The following is a 22,155-nucleotide window of genomic DNA, read 5'->3' as shown; positions in this document are numbered from 1 at the left end:
GCGGCTGCTACCGTCGCCCCGGACAGCGACGGCGCGAGAGGGGACAGCGGTGGCAGACGTCGGCAGACGGCCCCGGCGGGCGTTCATCGGGTCGTTCACGGCGGCCGGAGGGCCCGGGATCGTGGCGGCGGCCGTGGACCCGGTCAACGGCGCGCTGACCGTCCTGAGCAGCGTGGACGGCCTTCCCGATCCCTCGTACCTGACCCTGTCGCCGGACGGCGGCACGCTCTACGCCGTCAGTGAGACCGCCGAGGGCGCGGTGGCCGCGTACAGCCTGGCGGGAGACGTCCCGGAGCAGGCCGGACCGCCCGTGCCGGTCGGCGGCGGTCCCACCCACCTCACCGTGTTCGAGGGCCACGTCGTGACCGCCGACTACGGATCCGGCAGCGTCACCGCCGTGCCCGTCCGGCCCGACGGCACCCTCGCCCCGGCACCCTCCGGCGTCCTCCGCCACAGCGGCTCCGGCCCGCACACCCCGCGCCAGCAGGGGCCGCACACCCACCAGGTCCAGGCGGACCCGAGCGGACGCCGGCTGGTCAGCGTGGACCTCGGGACGGACTCGGTGCGGGTGTGCGACCTGCGCGACGGCAGGCCGGTGCTGCACCGGGAGTTCGCCCTGCGCCCCGGCTCCGGCCCCCGCCACCTGGCCTTCCACCCGGACGGCGGCCACGCGTACGTCGTCAACGAGCTCACCCCGACCGTGACCGTCTGCCGCTGGGACGCCCCGGACGGCGCCCTGAAGCCGCTGGCGGAGGTGTCCGTGCTGCCGGGCGCGCCCGCCGGGGACGCCTACCCCTCCGGCATCGTCGTCTCGCCCGACGGACGGTTCGTGTGGGCGGCCACCCGCGGGGAGGACGTGCTGTCGGTGTTCGCCGTCGAGGGCGGCGGAGAGGCGCTGCGCCTCACCGGCACCGTGCCCTGCGGGGGCCGCTGGCCGCGGGCGCTCACCGGGTCCGCCGGCTTCCTGTACGCCGCCAACGAACGCTCCGGCGACGTGACCTGGTTCGCTCTCGACCCGGCGACCGGACTGCCCCGGCGCGGTGGGTCGATCCCGGTGCCGGCGGCGTCCTGCGTGGTCCTGGGCTGAGGTCCGGACCCACCGGCGGCCCGAGGCCCGCTCGGCTGCTCCGCGCCCCGGACCGCGGGCACGACGAAGGGTCCGCTCCCCGGTCGGGAGCGGACCCTTTCGGCGTCCGTGCGGGTCGTACGGGCTCGCGCCCGCGTCACTTACGACTGGTGGGCGGGTGCGCCCTGGGGCTGCTGCGGCGCGATGCCCAGTGCCGTCGTGTACTTGGCCAGGGCGAGCTTGCCGATGGCCGGGTACGGGCCGAGCGCGTCGGCGGACGCGCACTCCGCCTCCCTGGCCGCCTCCTCCAGCAGGGTGGAGTCGATCTCCGGACCGATGAGGTACGGCGCCAGGGCCAGCTGCTGGGAGCCGGAGCCGCGCAGCTGCTCGGCCACGGAGGCGATGGAACCCTCCTGGTCGAGGGCCGCGGCCATCACCGGCACGGCGAGGCGCGCGGCGAGCAGCATGCCGGTGATCCCGGCGGCCTGCACGGCCTCCTCGCCGCCCACGGTGGCGAGGATGATGCCGTCCGCGGCCGTGGCGACGGTGAACAGGCGGGCGCGGTCGGCGCGGGCCAGGCCGGCCTCGGACAGCCGCACGTGCAGCGCCTCGGCGAGCAGCGGGTGCGGGCCGAGCGCGTCGGTCAGGTCGGCCGCGACGCGGCTCTCCATGACGGCCTGGCGGACCTGGCGCAGCAGCGCGCTGTCCGGTCCGGCCAGCAGCGGTACGACGACGGCGGCCGGGCCGTCGGGCTCCTTGGCGTCCACCCCGGCGGCGAGGGCCTGCTCGTAGCGGGCGGTGCGCTCGTCGGCCGCGTGCGCCAGGACGGACTGGAGGCTGGGGAACTCGGCGTCGCCCCCGTCGAGGTACCCGATGCGCGCGTCGAGGCCGGGAAGCTCGGAGCGGGCGATGCTCACGACTTCCTCGGCGAGGCCGCGGGTGGCGGCGCTCGGCGTGCCCGGCACCGCGAGGACGAGCGCGGGCGCGCCCTCGGGAGCCGCCAGGGGCTCGGGTCGGCGGTGCCGCCCGGGCTGGCGGGGGCGCGGCATTCGTACAGGGAGGCCGGACGCGGGCCCAGTGGGGGAGCTCATGGCGCCGCATGTTACTGGCTTCCTGGGCTCCCCTGTTCGGGGAGGGTGCAGGTGAGCGGTATCCGTCCGGTTTTGTCTGATGAGTTACGTACGGATCAGAAGTGATCAGCGTGTGTTCCGGGCGACTTGCCCCCCGAAGGGGTCAATCCCCCTTTTCCGTCAGGACGCGCCGTTCCCCCGCGGGGCCACCCAGAGCATCGTCCCGTCGACCGGCAGGCCGAGCGCGCCGGCGGTGAGGGAGAGGGCGATGCGGACGGCGCCGTCCAGCGGATCACCGGCGGCCGCCACCCGCCGGGCGTACGGCAGCCGCCGCGCCAGTTCCTCCGTCAGCGGCACGAGGAGGGGGTCGCCCAGTTGCACGAGGCCGCCGGTGACGGCGACGCGGGGACGGGTCCCGGCGTCCGGCGGGCAGACCGCGGCGGCCGAGTCGGCCATGTGCCGGGCCGCCGCGCGCAGGATGTCCGCGGCCACCGGGTCGGCCGGCGCGCACGCGGCCACGCGGGGTGCGAAGGAGGCCAGGACGGCGACGCGGTCGGGGCGCGGGTAGAGCAGGCCGGGCAGCCCCGGCATCGGCCCGAACCGCTCCTCGGCGGCGGTCAGGAGGGCGGCGGAACCGCCGGGCCGGCCGTCGTGGGCCCGCAGGGCGGCCTCCAGGCCGGCCCGCCCGATCCATGCGCCGCCACCGCAGTCGCCCAGCAGATGGCCCCAGCCGTCGGCCCGCCGCCAGACCGTCAGGTCCGTGCCGATCGCGATCAGCCCGGTGCCGGCGGACAGCACGGCCCCCGGACCGGTGCCGAGGGCCCCGGCGTAGGCGGTGACGGCGTCGGCGGCCAGGACGGTGGTGCCCACCCCGAACTCCCGCGCCAGCGCCCCGGGAAGTTCGGCCCGCAGCGCACCGCCGAGGGTGGCGAGACCGGCGGCACCGACCACCGCCGTGACCGGCCGGGACACCCCGGTCTCCACCGTCAACGACCGCACCATGGGCACCAGTTGTGCCATCAGGTGCCCGGGGTCGACGCCTCGCCGGCCGGTGCGCACGGGAATGCGCGACGACCGCACGGCGGGCGTGCCGCCGTCGGCCGCGCAGAGGGCCACCCGCAGTCCGGAGCCGCCCGAGTCCACGGCGAGGACGACCGGGGAGGGCTCCGGGGCCGCGGGGGAGGTCACGGCAGGCTCCGGCCCACGGGGCGGCCGCCCTGCCGGGCCGGTCGGCCGTCGACCCGGCCGGACGGCAGGGAGCCGGAGAAGTCCGGGCCCGCCGACACGGGCGAGGGGTGCGCCGACTCCACCGGGGGCAGGCCGCCACCGGACGGCCGGCGCGGCCCCGCGCCGGTGCTCGGCTCCCGGCAGATGCCGACGAGGCCGCCGGACGGCGGGCCCGCCCCGGTCGCCACCGGGAAGGACAGGCCCGCCGCGGGTGCGGGCGTCCCGGGCTCCGGGCCCCGGCGGTGAAAGGCCCGCGAGACGTGATGACCGCGGCGGGGCGGGGTGACCACCGGACGCAACAGGCTCCCCTCCTTCCCGGTGACCGGTCCTTCCCGGTGATGTCGGTGACCGGCTGCCCGGTGACCGGCTGCCCGGTCCGCCGGGCCGGCCCGATGACCTCGACGAGAAGGAAGGGTAGTGCCGCGTGCGGGAGCCCACGCGTCTGTGCGGGACCCCGGAATGTGCCAGTAGGGTGACCTGCTGTGGCACCACGACCCTTGCACGAACTTGTCGAAGCAGGCTGGGCGAAGGCCCTTGAACCTGCGTCCGGACGCGTCGCGGCCATGGGGGACTTCCTCCGGGCCGAGGTGGCGGCGGGCCGGACCTACCTTCCGTCCGGGGCGAACGTCCTGCGGGCCTTCCAGCAGCCCTTCGACGACGTCCGGGTGCTGATCGTCGGCCAGGACCCCTACCCCACGCCCGGGATGGCCGTCGGACTGAGCTTCGCGGTCTCCCCGGAGGTGCGTTCGCTGCCGGGAAGCCTGGAGAACATCTTCCGGGAGATGCACTCCGACCTCGGGCTGCCCAGGCCGTCGAACGGCGATCTGACGCCGTGGACGCGGCAGGGTGTGCTGTTGCTCAACAGGGCGTTGACGACGGCCCCGCGCAAGCCCGCCGCGCACCGGGGCAAGGGCTGGGAGGAGGTCACCGAGCAGGCCATCCGGGCGCTGGCGGCGCGCGGCAAGCCGCTCGTGTCGATCCTGTGGGGCCGTGACGCGCGCAATCTGCGCCCGCTGCTGGGGGATCTTCCGGCGATCGAGTCCGCGCACCCGTCCCCGATGTCGGCAGATCGCGGCTTCTTCGGTTCGCGTCCGTTCAGCCGGGCCAACGACCTGCTGCTGCGGCAGGGTGCTCAGCCGGTGGACTGGCGCCTGCCGTAGGGCGTGCCGCACGTGCGGGCTCGGCGGACGGCGGCCTCCCGGCAGCACTCCGTCGCCCTCCGGGTCCCGCGACCGCTCCTGGAAGCCCTGGCCGCACATCATCACGTACGGCTTCGGTGACGCCAGTGAGTCGGTGCTGAGCACGATCGGGACCGCCGCCGCGTACATCGCGGAGGACCCCGACGGCGACAACGGCGAGGCCCTCTCCCAGGCCATGAGCAGTCTGCTCAACTCGCTGGTGGCGTCGGCCCGGGCGCAGAGCCTGCAGGTGCCGGAGGAGGTGGCGGGCTACCGCACGCTTCCGACCGACCACGTCGGCTGAGACCGGGCGGGCACCGGCCCACGGTGCCCGCCGCCGTACGGGCGGCGGTGACCGGCCGGCGGCCGGGACCACGCGCCCGCCCCGCCGGACTCATCCGACCACCGCGGCCCGCACGCAGAGCACGTCCGGCAGGTGCGAGGCCAACTGCCGCCAGCTGTCGCCGTCGTCGGCCGAGGCGAACACCTCGCCGTTGCGGTTGCCGAAGTACACGCCCGCCGGGTCCGCGTCGTCCGTGCAGAGCGCGTCGCGCAGCACGGTGCCGTAGTGGTCCTCCTGCGGCAGGCCGGCCGACAGCGGCTCCCAGCTCTTGCCCGCGTCCGCCGTGCGGTAGACCCGGCAGCGGTGGTCGGCGGGCACCCGGTCCGCGTCGGCGTTGATCGGGAAGACGTACGCCGTGTCCGCGCGGTGGGGGTGCGCGGCGGCGGCGAAGCCGAAGGTGGACGGCAGGCCGGCGCCGATGTCGGTCCAGTGGGCGCCCGCGTCGTCGCTGCGGTACACCCCCCAGTGGTTCTGCAGGTACAGCCGGTCCGGATCGGCCGCGTCCCGCGCGACCTTGTGCACGCACTGGCCGAACTCCGGGTTCGGGTCCGGCAGGAACACCGCGGAGACACCGGAGTTGGAAGGCGTCCAGCTGGTGCCGCCGTCGGTGGTGCGGAACACGCCGGCCGTGGAGACGGCCACCGTCACCGCCCGCGGGTCCCGCCGGTCGGTGAGCACCGTGTGCAGGCCCTCGCCGCCGCCACCGGGGACCCACCGGGAGCGCGTCGGGTGCTCCCACAGCGGGCGGACCAGCTCGAAACTCTCCCCGCGGTCCTCGGAGCGGTACAGCGCGGCCGGTTCCGTGCCCGCGTACACCACGTCCGGCTCGCCGGCCGCCGGGTGCAGCTGCCACACCCGCTCCAGCGATGCCCCGGTGTCCCGGGGGAACCTGACGGCCGGTTCCGCCGGCTCGGTCCAGCTCCGGCCGAGGTCGTCGGAGTGGAACACCGACGGGCCCCAGTGGGCGCTGTCCCCGCCGGCGAGGAGCCGTGTGCGCTCGCCCCGCGTGTCGATCGCGACCGAGTGGACGGCCTGCGCGTTGAAGCAGGGCGACGCGTCGAACTTCCAGGTGCCCCCGCGCCTCCGCCCGATGAACAGGCCCTTGCGTGTGCCCACGGCGAGCAGTACCTCGGTCATGCCGGCCACCTCCGTTGTGCCGTGACGTCCTTGTCACCTCACCGGCCAGTCTGCACCCGGCCACTGACAGTCACCCCTGAAGCCGTCGTCGCCGCAGGTCGCGGCGGCGACGACGGTCCGGGACCGCAAGGTGTCGGCCACCTTCGGCGGGAGTCCCGCGCGTTTGCCGCGTCCGTGGGACCGTCGGGACGCAGGACTCGTCCTGAGCATCCGGCCCGCCGGCCCCGTATGGGAGGGCGGCCGTGATGTTCCCGCGCTCATGAGGAGGAAGCCTTCGATGGCGTTCCGTGGTCCGAGGGTGTGGCTGTGGCGCTGGCGGCGCAATCCGCTCAAGCGGCGCTCCGACACGGTGGAGGCCTGGGTCGTGCTCGGCGCCTGGGTGCTGACCGTCGTGTGCGGGGCGCTGGCCGGCTGGACGGCCGCCCGGTCGGTCGAGCAGGGGCTGGCCCGTGAGCGCGCCGAGTGGCGGCCCGTCGCCGGACGGCTCACCGAGCGGGCCCCCGGAAAGGCCGGCGCGCACTCCGGTGAACGGGTCTGGGCCGAGGCCGGCTGGACCGGGCCCGACGGCTCCGCCCGCACCGGTCAGGTCAGGGTGGCTCCGGGCAGTGCCGTCGGCACCACGGTGACGGTGTGGACCGACCGCCGGGGCCGCCTGGTCACGAAGCCGGCCACCGCGGCCCAGGCCCGGGTGCGGGCCTGGCTCGTCGGCGGCCTGGCGGGCGTGACCGTGGGGGTCCTGCCGTGCGCCGGCGGCCGGTACCTGCGCGGCCGGCTGGAGCGCCGCCGGATCGCGCGCTGGGACGTGGAGTGGGCCCTGTTCGACGCGGTGCGGGGGCGGCCCGCGGGCTGAGCGGGGCCGTCCGGCCTTCACCGGCGCGGCCACCCGCCGGCCGGCGAGACCCGGCTCGACGCCCGTGCCGGACGCCAGCGGATGGTGACGGCGGGCGACCTGCGGCGCGCCGGTTCCGTGTACGGCCTCAGCGACCGCCTGCTGGAACGCCGGCGCCGCCAGGACGACGCCCTGCACCCGGCGACCCTGCCCTGGAACGGCGACTGGGAGATGGCCGTGGTGACGGCCACCGGCCGGGGCGCCGCCGAACGGGCGGAACTGCGCACCGAGTTGACGCGCCTGCGGCTCGCGGAACTGCGCGAGGGGGTCTGGCTGCGCCCCGCGAACCTCAGTCGTCCCTGGCCCGCCGGACTGGACACGGTCACCCGCCACTTCACCGCCCGCCCGGACGCCTCCGTCGCCGAACTGGCCTCGGTCCTGTGGCCGTTGGAGGAGTGGGCCGTCCAGGGCCGGGCCCTGCTCGCGCACCTGGAGCGGGCCGGCCGGCCCGCCGACCGCTTCACCGCCTTCGCGGCCGTCGTGCGCCACCTCCTCGCCGACCCCGTCCTGCCCCCCCGAACTGCTGCCGGAGCACTGGCCCGGCGCCGCACTGCGCGCCGCCTACGCCGGGTTCCGGCGGGAGGTGACCGCTCGCACGCGCGCACACGCGTGACGGACGGCCGCACACGCGTGACGGCCGGAGGGGCGCAGGCGTGACGGCCGGAGGGGGCGCGCGGGTCGCCTCCTCCGGCCGCCCGTGGGGGAACGCCCGGTCTGCGGGGTGTCCGGTCTACTTGTAGGTGATGTCCGAGGCGGCGTACTTGCAGTACGTGCTGTCGGGGCCCGAGCCGTTCGTCGTCGGCTCCTTGCCGGTGTTGTTGCCGATGTACTTCTGGCAGGGGACGATCTTCTTGCTGCTGTCCCCGACGATCGTGATGCCCCGCAGGGTCGCGCTGTCGCCGTAGTTGGTGTTGATGCCGACGAGCTTGCCGCCCTTGTAGGTGACCTCGACGGTGTTGAGGTTGATCGTCCGCTTGTACTGCGTGGAGCAGTTGCCGCACGAGCGGACGAAGGTGCCGAAGTTCTTCACGGCGAAGTTGGAGATGTTCAGCGTCCCGGCGCCGTTGAACTGGAAGACCTTGTCGCTGGCTTCCTTCGCCCCGCCGCCGACGACGTTGTAGACGTTGGACGACGAGGAGCCGCGGAAGGTCGCCGCGTCCTCGCCGACGTCCTCCCACCAGACGTTCTGGAGCGTGCAGCTGCCCTTGCAGTGGATGCCGTCGGCGGCGGGCGCGCCGATGATGACGTTCTTGAGGACCGCGCCGGCGGCCAGCTCCAGGATGGGTCCCTGGTCCTCGTCCTGGCCACCGCTGCCGAGGTCGCCCGTGCCGTACAGGCGCTTCATCCCGTAGTCCTTGGTGCCGGACACCGCGATGGTGGCGGAGACGGCCTGGCTGCCGTTCGCGGTGGGCCAGGTGGCCGCGCTCGCCGGTGTGAGCGCTCCGCTGGTCGTGAGCATGCCAAATGCGAGGCCGACGGCGGCCAGTGAGCCGGTCAGGACGCGTCCGCGAGGGCGCGTGGATGCTGGGGAAGTCATGTCCCGATGCCTTCTTCCAGGTGGGGGATGGTCGAAGTTCTCCGGTGGTCGCACCGGACGTCGCCGGGCGACGATCTGTTCACCTCTGTGAACCATGTTCTGGATGTTGAACTGCTTGCTCGAGCGGTGCCGAGAAGGGTGGAGCGCAATGAGCGGCTCGTCCACACTTCTGAACGGAAGGTAGAGGGCAAGCGCTTTCTAGTCAACGCCTCGCACAGAAGGCGGTGGAAGTCGTCCGGTCGCGGCGATCGGCCGGAGGGGCCCGGGGCGGGCCGGTGGGGCGGGTCCGTGGAACAGGTCTGTGGGAGCGCTTCCATGCAGGGCATGCTCATGTCACTATGCGCCCGGACGAACTCTGCCCGCTGCACCCTCCTTCCGTGTACGACGAGCCGTCAACAGAAGGGACCAGCGTGATCACCCCCGACTCCCTCAGGAGAACGCTGCGTTCGTTGCTCGCGGTACTGCTCCTGCTCACCGGTGTCCTGCTCGCCGCCCCCACCGCCGCCGCCCGGCCGCCCTCCGCGCCGACGGCGGTCCCGCCCGCCACCCTCACCGAGGTCACCGGCTTCGGCGCCAATCCCAGCGGCCTCCAGATGTACGTGTACGCGCCGGCCGGCGTCACCGCCCACCCCGCCGTCCTCGTCGCCGTGCACTGGTGCGGCGGCTCCGGCCCGGCCATGCACTCGGGCACCGAGTACGCCCAACTCGCCGACCGGTACGGCTTCGTGGTCGTCTACCCGTCCGTCACCCGCAGCAGCAAGTGCTTCGACGTCTCCTCGCCGCAGGCGCTCCGCCGCGGCGGCGGCAGCGACCCCGTCGGGATCAAGTCGATGATCGACTGGGTGAGCGCCGCGTACTCCGCCGACACCTCGCGCGTGTTCGCCACCGGCATCTCCTCCGGCGCGATGATGACCAACGTCCTGCTCGGCGACTATCCCGACGTGTTCGCGGCGGGCGCCGCGTTCGCCGGGGTCCCGTTCGGCTGCTTCGCCACCACGGACGGCTCCGAGTGGAACAGCGCCTGCTCCGGCGGCACCGCCGTGCGCACCCCGCAGCAGTGGGGCGACCTGGTGCGGGGTGCGTACCCCGGCTACACCGGCCCCCGGCCGCGCATGCAGCTGTGGCACGGCACCGAGGACGACGTGCTGCGCTACCCCAACTTCGGCGAGGAGATCGAGCAGTGGACCGAGGTGCGGGGGCTCGGCCAGACCCCGTCCGCCACCGACGCGCCGCAGACCGGCTGGACCCGCACCCGCTACGGCGGCACCGGTGACCAGGCCCCGGTGGAGGCCGTCAGCCTCCAGGGCGTCGGACACAACCTCTACGCCTGGGGCATGGCCGCCCGCGTCCTCACCTTCTTCGGCCTGGACGCCGGCGGCGGGCCCGGACCGGATCCCCAGCCCACCGGCTCCTGCCGGGTGACCGTCTCCACCAACGCGTGGAACACCGGTCTCACCGCCTCGGTGACCCTGACCAACACCGGCACCTCGACGGTGAACGGCTGGCGGCTCGGCTTCACCCTGCCCGCCGGGCAGGCCGTCACCAATGGCTGGGGCGCCACCTACGCCCCGGCCTCCGGGGCGGTGACGGCCACGAACGCGTCGTACAACGGCACACTCGCGCCGGCCGCGAGCGTCACCCTGGGCTACCAGGCCGGCCACACGGGCGACAGCCGGGCGCCCTCGGCCTTCACGCTGAACGGGGCACAGTGCACGGTCGGTTGACGCCACCACGCTGAACGGGACGCGGTGCCGAGCCGGTCCGGTCGAGGCCACCCGCGAGGGCGGCGTGGAGAACCGGCGGCGCGCCTCGGGGCGGACGGCACGGCGTCGTCCGCCCGGAGACCCACCCCGGCGGGGCGGTGTCCACCGGCGCCCGCCCGGGAGCGCCGCGGTGCCCGCCCGAGGGTGCCGCGGCGCTCGACCGGCCGGGCCCGTGACTCACACCGACCGGTGGTACTGGTCGGGCACCCGCACCTCGGCGCCCCTCTCGCGGGCCGCCTGCCGTGCCCAGGAGGGGTTGCGCAGCAGCTCGCGGCCGAGCAGCACCGCGTCGGCCTCGCCGTTGGCCAGGATCTTCTCGGCCTGCCCGGCGTCGGTGATCAGGCCCACCGCGGCGACCGGCATGGGGGTCTCGGCCTTCACGCGCGCGGCGAACGGGACCTGGTAGCCCGGGCCGACCGGGATGCGCACGTCCGGGGCGTTGCCACCGGTGGACACGTCCAGCAGGTCCACGCCGTGCGCGTGCAGCTCACGGGCGAAGCGGACCGTCTCGTCGGGGGTCCAGCCGTCCTCCTCCAGCCAGTCGGTGGCGGAGACGCGGAAGAACAGCGGCTTGTCGTCGGGCCACACGGCCCGCACGGCGTCGACGACCTCCAGCGCGAACCGGGTGCGGTTCTCGTAGGAGCCGCCGTACTCGTCGGTGCGGTGGTTGGAGTGCGGGGAGAGGAAGTTGCCGATCAGATAGCCGTGGGCGCCGTGGATCTCGGCGATCTCGAAGCCGGCGGCGAGCGCGCGCCGCGCCGCGTCCTGGAACTCCCCGACGATCTCCTCGATCCGGGCGGCGGTCAGCTCGCTCGGCACCGGGTGGCTCCCGGCGAAGGGGACCGGGCTCGGACCCACCGGCTGCCATCCGTGGGCCTGCGGTCCCACGGGCGCCCCGCCCTTCCAGGGCCGGTCGGTGGAGGCCTTGCGGCCGGCGTGGGCGAGCTGGATCGCCGGGACGGTGCCCTGTCCGGCGAGGAAGCGGGTGATCCGGCGGAGCGCCTCGACCTGGGTGTCGTTCCAGATGCCGAGGTCGTACGGCGAGATGCGGCCCTCCGGGGACACGGCGGTGGCCTCGACGATGATCAGGCCGGTGCCGCCCGTCGCGCGGGCTGCGTAGTGCGCGAAGTGCCAGTCGGTCGCGACGCCGGTCAGCGGGCCCTCGGGCGCGGCCGAGTACTGGCACATGGGCGGCATCCACACCCGGTTGGGGATCGTCACGTCGCGCAGGGAGTAGGGCTGGAAGAGCGCGCTCACGGCGGACTCCATTCGTCACGGGGCCGGTGGTCGACTCGTACGATAGGCATCGTAGTACGTCGAGTGTCAAACTACGATGGATCTCGTACCATGAGGACTCCCGAGGAAGTGGAGCCGCCGTGACCGCCCCCGCAGTGAGCAGCCGTGCTCTCCCGCATCCGGCGCGCGAGGAGATCCGGCTGGAGACCGTGCTGCACGCGCTCTCCGATCGGATGCGCCTGCGGATCGTGCGGGAGCTCGCCGCCGGCGACGGCGACGAGCTCTCCTGCTCCCACTTCGACCTGCCGGTCACCAAGTCGACCACCACGCACCACTTCCGGGTGCTGCGCGAGGCGGGCGTCCTCCGGCAGGTCTACCGGGGCACGGCCAAGATGAACGGGCTGCGCAAGGACGACCTGGACGACCTCTTCCCGGGGCTTCTCGACGCCGTCCTCGACGCCGCCGACCGCGAGGACCGGCGTCTTCGGCAGGGGTGAACCCCCGCTCCGCGGAAGGCGGTCGAACGGCGGGTTCAGGGTGATCGCGGTCACGCGGCCCGCGCCGGCACCGCTGTTCATCACCGTCCGGAACCAGTCGGGGAACCTCTCGTGGACCGCCGGCACGCTCATCGCCGGCACGCCCACCGCCACCGACACCGCCATCACGGCCGGATCGTGGTCGCCCCCGAGGTCGACCCCGGCCGGCGTCCGCGGTCCGCTCGCCGCGACGGTCCCGGACATCACGGGGCCCCCACCGCCGAGAACCGGTGCCGGGGCCGCCGTCACCACCGCGCCCGGCACGGGCGGCAGGCCGAGCGGGACGAGGATGCCGCCGGCGGTGGCCACGGCCCGGCGGCTGCGCGCCCGGGGCACGGCACGGCCGGTGTGCCGCGCGGCCGCCGGGCCCTGGGGCGTCAGAGCATCGCGCGCATCCGCGTGATCTCCGTCGTCTGCTCCGCGACGACGTCGTCGGCCATCTCCTCGATCCGCACGTTGTTCCCCTGCGCCTTGACGTCCGCGGCCATGGTGATCGCCCCCTCGTGGTGAGTGATCATCAGGGTCAGGAAGAGCCGGTCGAAGGCCTTGCCGCTCGCGGCCCGCAGCTTCTCCAGCTGCGCCTCGGTCGCCATTCCGGGCATCGCGGCGTGCTCGTGTCCACCGTCCGCGCCGCCGCCGCCGTCCTTGTCGTAGGTCGCCAGCCAGCTCTCCATGGCCTCGATCTCCGGGCCCTGTGCGGCGGTGATCCGGGAGGCGAGCGCCTTGAGCTTCGCCGACTCGCCCTGTTCCGGGGCGAGTCCGGTCATCTCCAGGGCCTGACGGTGGTGCTCGATCATCATCCGGGCGAAGTCGACGTCCGCGCTGTTGGGGGTGTCGTCGTCGACGCGCTGCTCCGCCGCGTCCTGGGCGGAGAGTGTCCGGTTCGCCTCTCCGGGCCGCCCCGGAACGATCACCGACGGCCCGGCGGCCGCGCCCGGTCCGGAGTCCGACCCGGCGTCGCAGCCCGTCAGGACCAGGGCGAACAGCGCGGCGGCGGCGAGGGACGCACGGCGGACGGGCACAACGACCTCCAGATGCTGGCGAGTTCAGAACCGGCCATGGGCGGGCGGACGGTCCCGGACCGTCCTGGTACGAGTCTGCGCCTCACTGATCGAAAACATTCATGACGAGTGCGTTGCCGACTGTTGATCTGTGCATGATGAAGACGATACTTCGGAGGACCGTGAACCGTTCCCTGCGGACGGAGACTAGGGAGGACGCAGTGACCCTGTTGAACGAATCCCGAACGCGGCACAGACGGCTGGGGGTTGTCGCGGCCTGTGCCGGACTCCTGGCCACGCTGCTCTCGGCGGCACCGGCCGTCGCGACCCCCGACCCGGGGGACGGCCCGGCCGTGGAGCGAGAGGTGTCCCAGAAGGTGCGGGCCGACGTGGCCGAGGCGATCGCCGACGGCGAGGTGCCCGGCCAGGACGAGATCGTCCACTCCGCCAACATCGAGCATCTCGCCAACATCCCCAAGGACCTGCTGCCCGGCACCAACACCGACCTGGCCTTCCAGGGCAAGTACGCCTTCTCCGGCAACTACGACGGCTTCCGCGTCTTCGACATCAGCGACCCGAAGGCCCCGAAGACGGTCTCCCAGGTGCTGTGCCCCGGCTCGCAGAACGACGTCTCCGTCTCCGGGGACCTGCTGTTCCTGTCCACCGACTCCTCGCGCAGCGACAGCAGTTGCAACAGCACTACGCAGCCCGCGACCGAGAAGTCCTCGTGGGAGGGCATGAAGGTCTTCGACATCAGCGACAAGGCGAACCCGAAGTACGTCGCCGCCGTCGAGACCGCCTGCGGTTCGCACACCCACACGCTGGTGCCCGAGCGCAAGAACGTCTACGTCTACGTCTCGTCGTACTCGCCCAACGCGGCCTACCCCGACTGCCAGCCCCCGCACGACGGCATCTCGATCATCAAGGTGCCGCGCAAGGCGCCGGAGAAGGCCGCGATCGTGAACTTCCCGGTGCTGTTCCCGGGCGAGGGAGCGGACGGCGGCGGCAACCCGGGCGGGCCCACCAACCCGGGTGTCTCCAAGACGACCGGATGCCACGACATCACCGTGCTGCCGGAGAAGGACCTGGCGGCGGGCGCCTGCATGGGCGACGGCATCCTGTTCTCGATCAAGGACCCGGAAAACCCGAAGATCATCGACCAGGTCCAGGACAACGTGAACTTCGCGTTCTGGCACTCGGCGACCTTCAACCAGAAGGCGAACAAGGTCGTCTTCACCGACGAGCTGGGCGGCGGCGGCGCGGCCACCTGCACCGCGGAGATCGGCCCGGACAAGGGGGCCGACGGCATCTACGACATCGTCGGCAAGGGGGACAAGCGCAAGCTCGTCTTCCGCAGCTACTTCAAGATCGACCGTCCCCAGGCGCCGACCGAGGTCTGCGTCGCGCACAACGGCTCGCTGATCCCGGTCAAGGGCAAGGACATCATGGTCCAGGCCTGGTACCAGGGCGGCGTCTCCGTCTGGGACTTCACCGACTCCGCCCACCCGAAGGAGATCGCCTACTTCGAGCGCGGCCCGGTCAACACCGAGCGGCTGACAACTGCCGGCCCCTGGTCGGCGTACTACTACAACGGCTACATCTACTCCAACGACATCGCCAAGGGCTTCGACGTGCTGAAGATCAACGACCGGCGCACGGACCCCGCCAAGCACGTGCGACTGCGCGAGCTGAACGTCCAGACGCAGCCGGACTACTTCGACTGACCGACGGTTTCCGGCCCGTCCGCGGGCTCCGGTCGGTCCGCTGGTTCCGCCTCCGTCCGGTCCGCGGCCCGTGGGCCGGACGGAGCCGACCGGCCCGTCGCGAAGAAGCGCGAGAAGTCGGTGTCACACGTCCCGCCGGGCGCCTCGGCGTCCGGCGGGACCCCCCGGGCCCAGTCCAGCCGGTACCGGGCGAACAGTTCGGCCCGCAGCGGCGTCAGGGGCATGCCCGCGTTCGGCAGCACCATTGCGTAGACGGCGCCCATGAGCAGGGAGCGCAGCATCGGGTAGTCGGCGTCGACGTCCCGCGAGCCGTGCCGGACCACCGTGTCCCGCAGCAGTTCGGCCAGCCGCCGTTGCTCGGGGCACTGGACGAACCCCTCCGCCTGGAGCAGCCCCGCCATGTGCTGGCGCATCAGCACCGTCCGGTCCCGGGCCAGCCCCAGGATCGCGTCGAGGGCCCGCGCCATCCGCTCCGGACCGTCCTCGGCGCGCGGCTCGCGCTCCAGCGCCTCCTCCAGCGTCCGGTGCATCAGCCGGTGCACGGCCGACTGCACCAGCTGGCGCTTGCCCGGGAAGTAGTACGAGACCAGACCGCGGGCCGATCCCGCCCGGTCCGCGATGGCGCCGAGCGTCGTCGCCTCGTACCCGCGCTCGCTGACCAGCTCGACGGCCGCCTGCAGGAGCCGTTCCCGGGAACGCCGACGCAATTCTTCATTGACCGAGGCGCTGCGCGGGGACATCCTGTAACTCCTGCGTTGACTGGCTGCCAGCCAACTATACTCAACGCGGTCCGGTCGGCTCCGTTCGCGGAGGCGTGCCGAAAGCCGCCCGCTCTGGGCGACGCGGGGGATCGTCCAGAGCGGGCGCGCTTGTCGCCGATGGTGTCCTGCGGCGCCTTTCCGAGGAGCCTGACGGCTCGACTCCGTGCTCCCCGCGCGCTTCCCGCCCCATCGGTGTGCGGTGTGCGGTGTGCGCGAGGCTTCCGCCCGGCGGGTCCGGCACCGGTCGCCCGGCCCTCACATCCCGGCGCACCAGGTCCCTCGGCGCACCAGGTACCTCGGCGTACGGGGCCGTGGTCGCCCGGCGGGGCACGGACGCCGCCTCATGGACGCCACCTCATGTGTGCCGCGATCGCCAGGAACACCAGCGTCGCGCCCATGAGCCAGCCGCCCAGGACGTCCGTGGGCCAGTGGACCCCCAGCCAGACGCGGGTCAGTCCGACGCCCGCCACCGAGACGGCGGTCACCGCCACCGCCGTGCGCCACAGGACGGGCCCGGCGCCGTGCCGGTGCAGGAGCCACAGGAGGAGGCCCAGGACCACGGTGGCCGTCAGGGCGTGGCCGGAGGGGAAGGCCGCGTAGTGGGCGGAGTCGACGGGGTCGGTCCAGACCGGGCGCCGGCGGTCGACCGCGGCCTTGAGCCCCTGCTGCAGAGCGGTGCCGACCGCCGACACCGTGATCAGCCACACCGCCGTCCACCACGCCGAGCGGCGCCACACCAGCCACACGGCCACCGCGGCGCACAGCAGCCGCATCGTCAACGGGTCCCAGACCCAGTCCGTCAGGATGCGGCAGGCGTGGGTGACGCCGGGGTCGGCGACCGCCCAGCGGTGGGTCGTGCGCGAGACGTCCCCGTCGGCGGAGACCAGGGGATGCCACCGGACGGCCACCAGGATCAGCAGCACGAGCGAGCACAGGCCGAGGACGGTCGCGGTGCGGATCGCGACACGGTACGGCGACGGGGCGGGCGGGGAGTCGACGGAGTGGCGGTGCATGAAGTGATCCTCGCCGAACCGCTGTGGGACGGGCCAACCCGGCGGCCGGGCCGCGTCAGCCCAGTGCCCGCAGCGCCGGCACCAGCGTCACCACTACCGGAAGCACCGGGACCAGCGAGGCCGCGGCCGTCAGCCGCAGCCGACGGGCTGCGGTGAGCCGTCCCGGAGCCGTCAGCAGCCGCTGCACCCGCTGCGGAACGTGGGCCTGCGGGCCGGGGGAGGGGCCGAACACGCCCCGGTCCTCGTTCAGTTGCACCAGCGCGAGCGCGGTCGTCAGCCTGCCGAAGCGTCGGGAGGCGGTGTCGTCGGCGGCCAGCTCCACCAGCCGGTGCATCTCGTCCCGGAACGCGGCGAACACCGGCACCTGCGGGAAACCGGCGGCCAGCGCTGCCGAGCAGTGCAGCAGCCAGTCGTGCCGGGCCCTGGCGTGCCCCTGCTCGTGTGCGAGGACCGCGTCCAGCTGACGTCCCCGCAGCCGGCGCAGCGCGGCCGTCGTGACGACGAGCCGGGGCGCCCCGCCGGGCAGCCACCAGGCGTCCGATCGCTCCCCCTCCAGCACCACGAGCCGCCCGGCCGCGGGTTCCTCGCCGGGCAACAGGGGTGCCCGCAGGCTCAGTTCGTGTCGCTGGTGACGCAGCCGGGTGCGCGCCGCGGCGATCTCGCGGACCAGCATCGCCCCGCTCCACAGCCCGCCACCCGCCAGGGCCACCGCGGTCGCCGCCGCCCAGGGGCCGGTCGCGTTCAGGGCGTACGCCTCCACGACCGCGTGCGGGGCCGGCGCGAAGACGTGCCCGCGCACCGCCTGCCAGGCGGCCGCGGCGCTCAGCGTCATCGCCAGCGCGCAACACATCAGCACCGCCGCCACCACGCACTGCCAGACCCACAGCGCGACCACCGGTTCCCGGTCCGGCCAGTCCACTCGCGCGAGCAGCCGCGGAGCGGCGACGGCGGTCAGCGCACCGAGCAGCAGCAGCACCGCGGGGACCATCATGGTGAGCAGCTTATGAGCGCCGTGCCGCTCAGAGGTACGACTCGGTGGGCAAGTGACGCAGACCACGGCGGCCGGGCCCGGCCCGCCAACGCCCGGCCGAGGTGTCCCGCCGTCCCGCCGGGCCCGGCGCCTCAGAAGGCCGGCAGCATGGCGAGCATCCCGATCCCCATCGACAGCCGGCAGGCGCGCGCCAGCTCGGGCCGGTCGCCCCATGCCACGGCGCCCCCCGCGGCCGTGCCGGCGCCGCCCGGAGCCCCGGACACCGGCAGCAGCCGCACCCCGGAGACGAGGACGTACGCCGTGAAGTAGACCAGCAGGACGCCCGTCAGCACGGGCGTCCCGGAACCGCCGTGCCCGTGGCCCGTCGAGGGGGAGGCCGCCATCACGGCCGCCATGTAGACCATGGCCGCGGCGCCCACCAGGTGGTGCAGGTGGTGCGAGTCCGTCCGCGCCGCCCACAGGGCCCGCAGCGCGGCCCCGCCGAAGACCGCCGCGTACACCGGCCAGACCCATGCGGGCGGGGCGAACGCGGTGCCCGGCACGGCCATCACGGCCATCCCGAAACCCATCAGCGCCTCGTCGCCCGCGGCCCGGCGCTGCGTCTCGTCACTGCTGCGCATCCGCAGCAGGCAGTAGGCGCCGGTCGCCGCGCACACGGCGACCAGCAGCCAGCCGGGCGATGCCGGTCCGTGCACGCGTACCTCCCCGCTCGACGGACGGTCCAGGAAGGCGATGCCCGCGGCACGCGGTGCGCACGCGAGCGCAAGGGTGTACACGGGGAGCATTCGGAGGGGCACGGCGGGTGAGTCCGGCGCCCCGGCGCGTCCGGATGCGTCCCGATAAATCATTTACAGGTAAAACACCTGCTAAATTGATGAGGATGAGTTCGAACAGCGCGACCCCCCGGCGACCCGGCGGCCACCCCCGCCCCGATCCCGGTCCCCGTACCCGCCACCGAGCCGGTCCCCGGATCCGTCTCCCCCTGGCCGGGGTGCTGAGACTCGGGCGTCCCTCCGACATCTGGTTCAAGCCCGCGTGCAGCGTCGTCGCCGCCGTCGCCCCGCCCAACCTGATCCTGCTGGCCCTCGGCCGCCTCGACCTGGCGATGTACACCATGGCCGGATCCCTGTGCGCGCTGTACGCCCACAACCGCCCCTACACCGCCCGTGCCCGCGTCCTGGCCCTGGTGGTGCTGGGGATGACGGGCGGGCTCGCCGTCGCGCTCCTCGCGGCCGCCCTCACCGCCGACGCCGTCGTCCTCGTCACCGTCGGCGCCCTCCTCGCGGCCGCGCAGAAGACGCTCTGCGACGCCACCCGGATCGGGCCGCCGGGCAACGTCATCCTCACCTTCATCAGCTCCGCCGCGCTGTTCGCGCCGCAGACCCCCGGTCAGATCCCCGGCCACCTGGGCCTGACGCTCCTCGCGGGCGCCTGGTCCTGGGCCGTCGGCATGGCGCCGGGCCTGCTGCGTCCGCACGGCCCGGAGCGCCGTGCCACCGCGCAGGCGCTGAACGCCGCCGCCGCGTACGCCGCCACACGCGGCACCGGCGAGGGGCACGCCCGTACCCGCGCCGCCGCGGCCGCCGCCGTGCACGCCGCGTGGCAGACCCTGCTGTCGGCCCGCGACGGGGACACCGGACGCGCGCTGGAGCGGCTCGTGGTGCGCGCCGAGGTGGCCCTCGCCGCGCCCGCCGACACCGACCCGGTACGACTGCGCGACTGGGCCCGCGCGCTGCGCGGCACGGGGGCCGTGCCGCGCCCCGACGACCTGGTGGACGACGACGAGATCCTCGGGGTGGACAACGAGACCGCCGCGCCGCGGACGCCGCTGTGGCGGCGCCTCGGCCCGCTCTCCCCGCTCGCCGTCCGCACCGCCCTCGGCTGCGCCCTGGCCGGCTACGCCTCCCTCGCCCTCGGTGTCGGCCGGCCCTACTGGGCCCTGGTCACCGCCGCCTCCCTCTACCAGGCCAACGTCACCCTCACCTGGAACCGCGGCGTCCAGCGCGTTGTCGGCAACCTCCTCGGCGTGCTCGCCTTCGCCGCGATCGCCCCGCTCGCCCACCTCCACCAGGCCGCCCTGGTCCTCACCTGCCTCGCCCTGAACTTCGGCGCGGAGGCGCTGATCGGCCGCAACTACTGGCTCGGCAGCGTCTGCGTCACCCCGATGGCGCTGCTCATCACCGAGTTCGCCCGGTACCAGGACGCGGGCACGCTGATCGCCGAACGGGTCGCGGACACCCTCGTCGGCGCGCTGGTCGGTTTCGTCGCCGCCGTCGCGGTCACCAACCGCCGCTCCGGCGACCGTCTCGAACACGCCCTGACGGCCGCCGAGCGCGCCCGCGACACCGCCGCCCGCCTCCTCGCCCGTCCGGACCCCGCCCCGGCGGCACTGGAGTCCGCCCGCCGCGCCCTCGCCGCCGCACTGGTCGACCTGCGCGCCACCGCCGACGCCGCGAGCGGCGAGTGGTGGCAGCGCGCCCTGCCGCAGGAGCGGGTCGTCACGGCCGAACAGGACGGACACCGTACGCTCGCCGCGACGGTCCGGCGCCAGGGACTCCACCTGACCGGGCACCACGAGGCGAGACCGGAGGACGTACGGCCATGACGGCGACGCAGGGACAGTCCGTGGAGGGGAACGACGCGGGCGGGCCGGCCGGCGGGAACGGCGACGGGCGGGGGCGGGCGGCCGACGAGGGCGACGAGGTGCGGGAACAGCCCACCCGGACAGGCGCGCGGCGGCCCTTCGCCGGTCCGGACACCGGAGCCCGCCGACTGTCCGGGGCCGGTGACGAGGCGGCCGCCCGGCGGCCCGCCGCACCCCGCGAGACCGCGGACCGTGGTGACACCGTCGCCTCCGTGGTGCGGCAGTGGCAGGCCGTGCGGCCCGAGCTGGACACCGGGCCCATGGAGATCATCGGGCGGGTCAACCGCTGCGCCGCGCTGCTGCAGCAGGCCGAGGACGCCCCCCTGCGGCGTGCCGGGCTCACCCGCGCGGAGTTCGACCTGCTCGGTGCGCTGCGCCGCACCGACCACGAACTGACCCCCGGCGAACTCGTCCGGGAGACGTTCTCCTCGGGAGCCGCCGTCACCAAACGCGTCAAGCACCTGACCGAACGCGGTCTGGTGGAGCGCCGCGGTGACGCCCGGGACCGCCGCGTCGCCCACCTGCGCCTCACCGAGGCCGGCCGCGTGCTGGTCGACGGCATCATGCCCGAGCAGCTCGCCTACGAGAGCGCCGTGCTGTCCGCCCTGGACGCCGACCGGCAGGGCGAACTCGCCGGCTTGCTGGGGGAGTTGCTCAGCAGGCTGGAGGGGCACATGCAGGCGCTGCGGATCTGACCGAAGCCGAGGCCGAAGCCGAAGACGGAGCCGGACCGAAGCCGAAGGCGGGGCCACGTCGATCCCCAAGCCGGACCGCCGCCGGGCTCACCGCTCGTCGGCGGCCCGGTACACACCGAACAACGCGCCCCGCGGGTCCCGCAGCACCGCGATCCGCGGACCGTCCGGCACCGAGGTCGGCTCCATCAGCGCCGTCCCGCCCGTCCGTCCGGCCGTCAGGGCCGCGGCGTCCACGTCGGCCACCGCGAAGTACGGGAGCCAGTGCGGCGGCACCTCGGGCGGGAACTTGTCGTCCATCACGATCATGCCGCCGAAGTCGACGCCGCCGACGCCCCACCGCGTGTAGTACTCGGAGGTGGCCACGGTCCACCCGAACACGGTGGTGTAGAACGCCTCCGCCCGCCCGGTGTCACGGGTCAGCAGTTCCACCCAGCCCAGCGAGCCGGGCGCGTTGAACAGTCCGGCCCCCGGGAAGGCGTGCGCCTGCCACAGCTGGAAGGCGGCGCCGCCGGGGTCGAGGGCCACGACGAAGCGGCCCATGTCGAACACGTCCATCGGGCCGACCAGCACCTTGCCCCCGGCCTCCTCGATCATCCGCGCGGTGACGTCGGCGTCCGACACCCCGAAGGACACGTTCCAGGCCACCGGCTGGCTCTTCTGGTAGAGAGGGCTGAGGGCGGCGACCGCGGCGTCCCCGAGGTGCGCGACGGTGTAGCCGCCCGCCTCCTCCCTCGGATCGGTCTCGCACCGCCAGCCGAACAACTCCGCGTAGAACCGCTGGGCGGCCGCCAGGTCGTCGGTGCCCAGCTCGACCCAGCAGGGCCCACCGGGCACGGGCACGTCGAGCTTCATGGCGTTCCTTCCGGCAGAGGGACCACCCCCTCAGCACGCTAAGCCCGGGCCGACTCCCCGGCATCCGCTGAGGTCAGACACCCGGCCGGTACCGCAGCGGATGGTCGGCGGGCACCTCCACCAGCACGATCGGCGTCCCGTCAGGGTCGGCGATCCACATCTCGACCAGGCCCCACGGCTCCTTCACCGGCGGCCGGACGACCTCCACCCCCGCGGCCGTCAGCTCCTCGTGGGCCGCCGCCGCGTCGGGGACCTGCATCCACAGTCGTACGGCGGGGTCCGGCGGGGCCGGGGCCCGTCCCGAGACCTCCAGGAACCCGCCGCCGAGGAAGTAGACGGTGCCCCGCTCCGGGCCCGTACCGAACTCGCGGTACACGGCGAGGCCCAGTTGTTCCCCGTAGAAGGCGCGGGAGCGCTCGGGGTCGGTGGGGCGGAGCAGGATTCGACTGCTGAGTACATGCACCATGCATCCGGAGCGTAGGCGACGGTTAG

Annotated in this window: 21 protein-coding genes and 1 pseudogene; 10 read left to right on the top strand and 12 right to left on the bottom strand. The window is 74.2% G+C overall.

What is annotated here, in order from left to right; translation table 11 throughout:
- Positions 1-49 precede the first annotated feature (49 nt).
- Positions 50-1,087, top strand: a complete 1,038-nt coding sequence (locus ACZ5FU_RS31315; protein ID WP_451527557.1) for a lactonase family protein — start codon at positions 50-52, stop codon at positions 1,085-1,087.
- A 140-nt stretch (positions 1,088-1,227) separates the two neighbouring features.
- On the opposite strand, the gene ACZ5FU_RS31310 is transcribed toward ACZ5FU_RS31315, so the two are convergent.
- Positions 1,228-2,157 (bottom strand): sirohydrochlorin chelatase, encoded by a 930-nt coding sequence (locus tag ACZ5FU_RS31310; RefSeq protein ID WP_451779925.1) that lies wholly within the window; start codon positions 2,155-2,157, stop codon positions 1,228-1,230.
- Between the two features lie 159 nt (positions 2,158-2,316).
- The gene (locus tag ACZ5FU_RS31305) at positions 2,317-3,324 is read right to left on the bottom strand and encodes an N-acetylglucosamine kinase (RefSeq protein WP_451527555.1); all 1,008 of its coding nucleotides are present in this window, start codon (positions 3,322-3,324) and stop codon (positions 2,317-2,319) included.
- 521 nt (positions 3,325-3,845) lie between these two features.
- Here ACZ5FU_RS31305 and ACZ5FU_RS31300 point away from each other — a divergent pair.
- Both ACZ5FU_RS31300 and ACZ5FU_RS31295 read left to right on the top strand, forming a co-directional pair.
- A complete protein-coding gene (locus ACZ5FU_RS31300) occupies positions 3,846-4,523 on the top strand; it encodes a uracil-DNA glycosylase (protein ID WP_451527554.1) in 678 nt (225 codons plus the stop codon).
- A gap of 133 nt (positions 4,524-4,656) precedes the next feature.
- Positions 4,657-4,845 carry a hypothetical protein gene (locus ACZ5FU_RS31295; protein WP_451527553.1) on the top strand — a complete coding sequence of 63 codons (189 nt, stop codon included), beginning with the start codon at positions 4,657-4,659 and terminating at the stop codon, positions 4,843-4,845.
- A gap of 90 nt (positions 4,846-4,935) precedes the next feature.
- Here the strand turns inward: ACZ5FU_RS31295 and ACZ5FU_RS31290 are convergent, their stop codons facing one another.
- Positions 4,936-6,021 carry a WD40/YVTN/BNR-like repeat-containing protein gene (locus tag ACZ5FU_RS31290; protein WP_451527552.1) on the bottom strand — a complete coding sequence of 362 codons (1,086 nt, stop codon included), beginning with the start codon at positions 6,019-6,021 and terminating at the stop codon, positions 4,936-4,938.
- A 277-nt stretch (positions 6,022-6,298) separates the two neighbouring features.
- On the opposite strand from ACZ5FU_RS31290, the gene ACZ5FU_RS31285 reads away from it, so the two are divergent.
- Together ACZ5FU_RS31285 and ACZ5FU_RS31280 are read left to right on the top strand one after the other, a co-directional pair.
- On the top strand, positions 6,299-6,871 hold the full coding sequence (locus ACZ5FU_RS31285) for an Rv1733c family protein (protein ID WP_469047549.1): 573 nt from the start codon (positions 6,299-6,301) through the stop codon (positions 6,869-6,871).
- A gap of 36 nt (positions 6,872-6,907) precedes the next feature.
- Positions 6,908-7,523: pseudogene (locus tag ACZ5FU_RS31280) on the top strand (PaaX family transcriptional regulator C-terminal domain-containing protein); the annotation flags it as partial.
- A gap of 117 nt (positions 7,524-7,640) precedes the next feature.
- Here ACZ5FU_RS31280 and ACZ5FU_RS31275 read toward each other — a convergent pair.
- Positions 7,641-8,447 (bottom strand): pectate lyase, encoded by an 807-nt coding sequence (locus tag ACZ5FU_RS31275; RefSeq protein WP_451527550.1) that lies wholly within the window; start codon positions 8,445-8,447, stop codon positions 7,641-7,643.
- A 377-nt stretch (positions 8,448-8,824) separates the two neighbouring features.
- Here ACZ5FU_RS31275 and ACZ5FU_RS31270 point away from each other — a divergent pair, with 377 nt between their 5' ends.
- Positions 8,825-10,171 carry an extracellular catalytic domain type 1 short-chain-length polyhydroxyalkanoate depolymerase gene (locus ACZ5FU_RS31270; RefSeq protein WP_469047547.1) on the top strand — a complete coding sequence of 449 codons (1,347 nt, stop codon included), beginning with the start codon at positions 8,825-8,827 and terminating at the stop codon, positions 10,169-10,171.
- Positions 10,172-10,387: 216 nt separating this feature from the next.
- Here ACZ5FU_RS31270 and ACZ5FU_RS31265 read toward each other — a convergent pair whose 3' ends face one another.
- Positions 10,388-11,467: an NADH:flavin oxidoreductase/NADH oxidase gene (locus ACZ5FU_RS31265; protein ID WP_468645231.1), complete on the bottom strand. Its 1,080-nt coding sequence runs from the start codon at positions 11,465-11,467 to the stop codon at positions 10,388-10,390.
- A gap of 119 nt (positions 11,468-11,586) precedes the next feature.
- Between ACZ5FU_RS31265 and ACZ5FU_RS31260 the strand changes: the two genes are divergently transcribed.
- Positions 11,587-11,943, top strand: a complete 357-nt coding sequence (locus ACZ5FU_RS31260; RefSeq protein WP_469047545.1) for an ArsR/SmtB family transcription factor — start codon at positions 11,587-11,589, stop codon at positions 11,941-11,943.
- Positions 11,944-12,359: 416 nt separating this feature from the next.
- On the opposite strand, the gene ACZ5FU_RS31255 is transcribed toward ACZ5FU_RS31260, so the two are convergent.
- Positions 12,360-13,004 carry a DUF305 domain-containing protein gene (locus ACZ5FU_RS31255; protein WP_469047543.1) on the bottom strand — a complete coding sequence of 215 codons (645 nt, stop codon included), beginning with the start codon at positions 13,002-13,004 and terminating at the stop codon, positions 12,360-12,362.
- 200 nt (positions 13,005-13,204) lie between these two features.
- Between ACZ5FU_RS31255 and ACZ5FU_RS31250 the strand changes: the two genes are divergently transcribed.
- The gene (locus ACZ5FU_RS31250; protein WP_451527546.1) at positions 13,205-14,707 is read left to right on the top strand and encodes an LVIVD repeat-containing protein; all 1,503 of its coding nucleotides are present in this window, start codon (positions 13,205-13,207) and stop codon (positions 14,705-14,707) included.
- On the opposite strand, the gene ACZ5FU_RS31245 is transcribed toward ACZ5FU_RS31250, so the two are convergent.
- The 4 genes from ACZ5FU_RS31245 to ACZ5FU_RS31230 form a co-directional block, all read right to left on the bottom strand.
- On the bottom strand, positions 14,695-15,447 hold the full coding sequence (locus ACZ5FU_RS31245) for a TetR/AcrR family transcriptional regulator (RefSeq protein WP_451779933.1): 753 nt from the start codon (positions 15,445-15,447) through the stop codon (positions 14,695-14,697). The two genes, ACZ5FU_RS31250 and ACZ5FU_RS31245, sit on opposite strands and share 13 nt — an antisense overlap.
- 362 nt (positions 15,448-15,809) lie before the next feature.
- A complete protein-coding gene (locus ACZ5FU_RS31240; RefSeq protein ID WP_451527544.1) occupies positions 15,810-16,481 on the bottom strand; it encodes a phosphatase PAP2 family protein in 672 nt (223 codons plus the stop codon).
- Between the two features lie 55 nt (positions 16,482-16,536).
- Positions 16,537-17,472, bottom strand: coding sequence for a M56 family metallopeptidase (locus ACZ5FU_RS31235; protein WP_469047541.1), 936 nt, complete (start codon positions 17,470-17,472; stop codon positions 16,537-16,539).
- Between the two features lie 131 nt (positions 17,473-17,603).
- Complete coding sequence (locus ACZ5FU_RS31230; protein WP_451527542.1) at positions 17,604-18,167, bottom strand: DUF5134 domain-containing protein; 564 nt, start codon at positions 18,165-18,167, stop codon at positions 17,604-17,606.
- Between the two features lie 185 nt (positions 18,168-18,352).
- Between ACZ5FU_RS31230 and ACZ5FU_RS31225 the strand changes: the two genes are divergently transcribed.
- Positions 18,353-20,077 (top strand): FUSC family protein, encoded by a 1,725-nt coding sequence (locus tag ACZ5FU_RS31225; RefSeq protein WP_451527541.1) that lies wholly within the window; start codon positions 18,353-18,355, stop codon positions 20,075-20,077.
- A gap of 167 nt (positions 20,078-20,244) precedes the next feature.
- Complete coding sequence (locus ACZ5FU_RS31220) at positions 20,245-20,811, top strand: MarR family winged helix-turn-helix transcriptional regulator (protein ID WP_451779973.1); 567 nt, start codon at positions 20,245-20,247, stop codon at positions 20,809-20,811.
- Between the two features lie 87 nt (positions 20,812-20,898).
- Here ACZ5FU_RS31220 and ACZ5FU_RS31215 read toward each other — a convergent pair whose 3' ends face one another.
- Positions 20,899-21,663 (bottom strand): VOC family protein, encoded by a 765-nt coding sequence (locus ACZ5FU_RS31215; protein WP_469047539.1) that lies wholly within the window; start codon positions 21,661-21,663, stop codon positions 20,899-20,901.
- Between the two features lie 73 nt (positions 21,664-21,736).
- Positions 21,737-22,129, bottom strand: a complete 393-nt coding sequence (locus ACZ5FU_RS31210; protein ID WP_451527539.1) for a VOC family protein — start codon at positions 22,127-22,129, stop codon at positions 21,737-21,739.
- Between the last annotated feature and the right edge of the window lie 26 nt (positions 22,130-22,155).

It is taken from the genome of Streptomyces sp. NPDC031554 (assembly GCF_055580685.1).
The sequence above is the reverse complement of the archived record's forward strand: the minus strand, read 5'-3'. Positions and strand labels throughout refer to the sequence as shown.

Excerpts from the sequence above, each read along its gene's own strand:
- ACZ5FU_RS31245 (WP_451779933.1), bottom strand. The coding sequence starts at position 15,447 with ATGTCCCCGCGCAGCGCCTCGGTCAATGAAGAATTGCGTCGGCGTTCC.
- ACZ5FU_RS31235 (WP_469047541.1), bottom strand. The coding sequence starts at position 17,472 with ATGATGGTCCCCGCGGTGCTGCTGCTGCTCGGTGCGCTGACCGCCGTC.
- ACZ5FU_RS31215 (WP_469047539.1), bottom strand. The coding sequence starts at position 21,663 with ATGAAGCTCGACGTGCCCGTGCCCGGTGGGCCCTGCTGGGTCGAGCTG.
- ACZ5FU_RS31310 (WP_451779925.1), bottom strand. The coding sequence starts at position 2,157 with ATGAGCTCCCCCACTGGGCCCGCGTCCGGCCTCCCTGTACGAATGCCG.
- ACZ5FU_RS31225 (WP_451527541.1), top strand. The coding sequence starts at position 18,353 with ATGAGTTCGAACAGCGCGACCCCCCGGCGACCCGGCGGCCACCCCCGC.
- ACZ5FU_RS31240 (WP_451527544.1), bottom strand. The coding sequence starts at position 16,481 with ATGCACCGCCACTCCGTCGACTCCCCGCCCGCCCCGTCGCCGTACCGT.
- ACZ5FU_RS31290 (WP_451527552.1), bottom strand. The coding sequence starts at position 6,021 with ATGACCGAGGTACTGCTCGCCGTGGGCACACGCAAGGGCCTGTTCATC.
- ACZ5FU_RS31210 (WP_451527539.1), bottom strand. The coding sequence starts at position 22,129 with ATGGTGCATGTACTCAGCAGTCGAATCCTGCTCCGCCCCACCGACCCC.
- ACZ5FU_RS31275 (WP_451527550.1), bottom strand. The coding sequence starts at position 8,447 with ATGACTTCCCCAGCATCCACGCGCCCTCGCGGACGCGTCCTGACCGGC.
- ACZ5FU_RS31285 (WP_469047549.1), top strand. The coding sequence starts at position 6,299 with ATGGCGTTCCGTGGTCCGAGGGTGTGGCTGTGGCGCTGGCGGCGCAAT.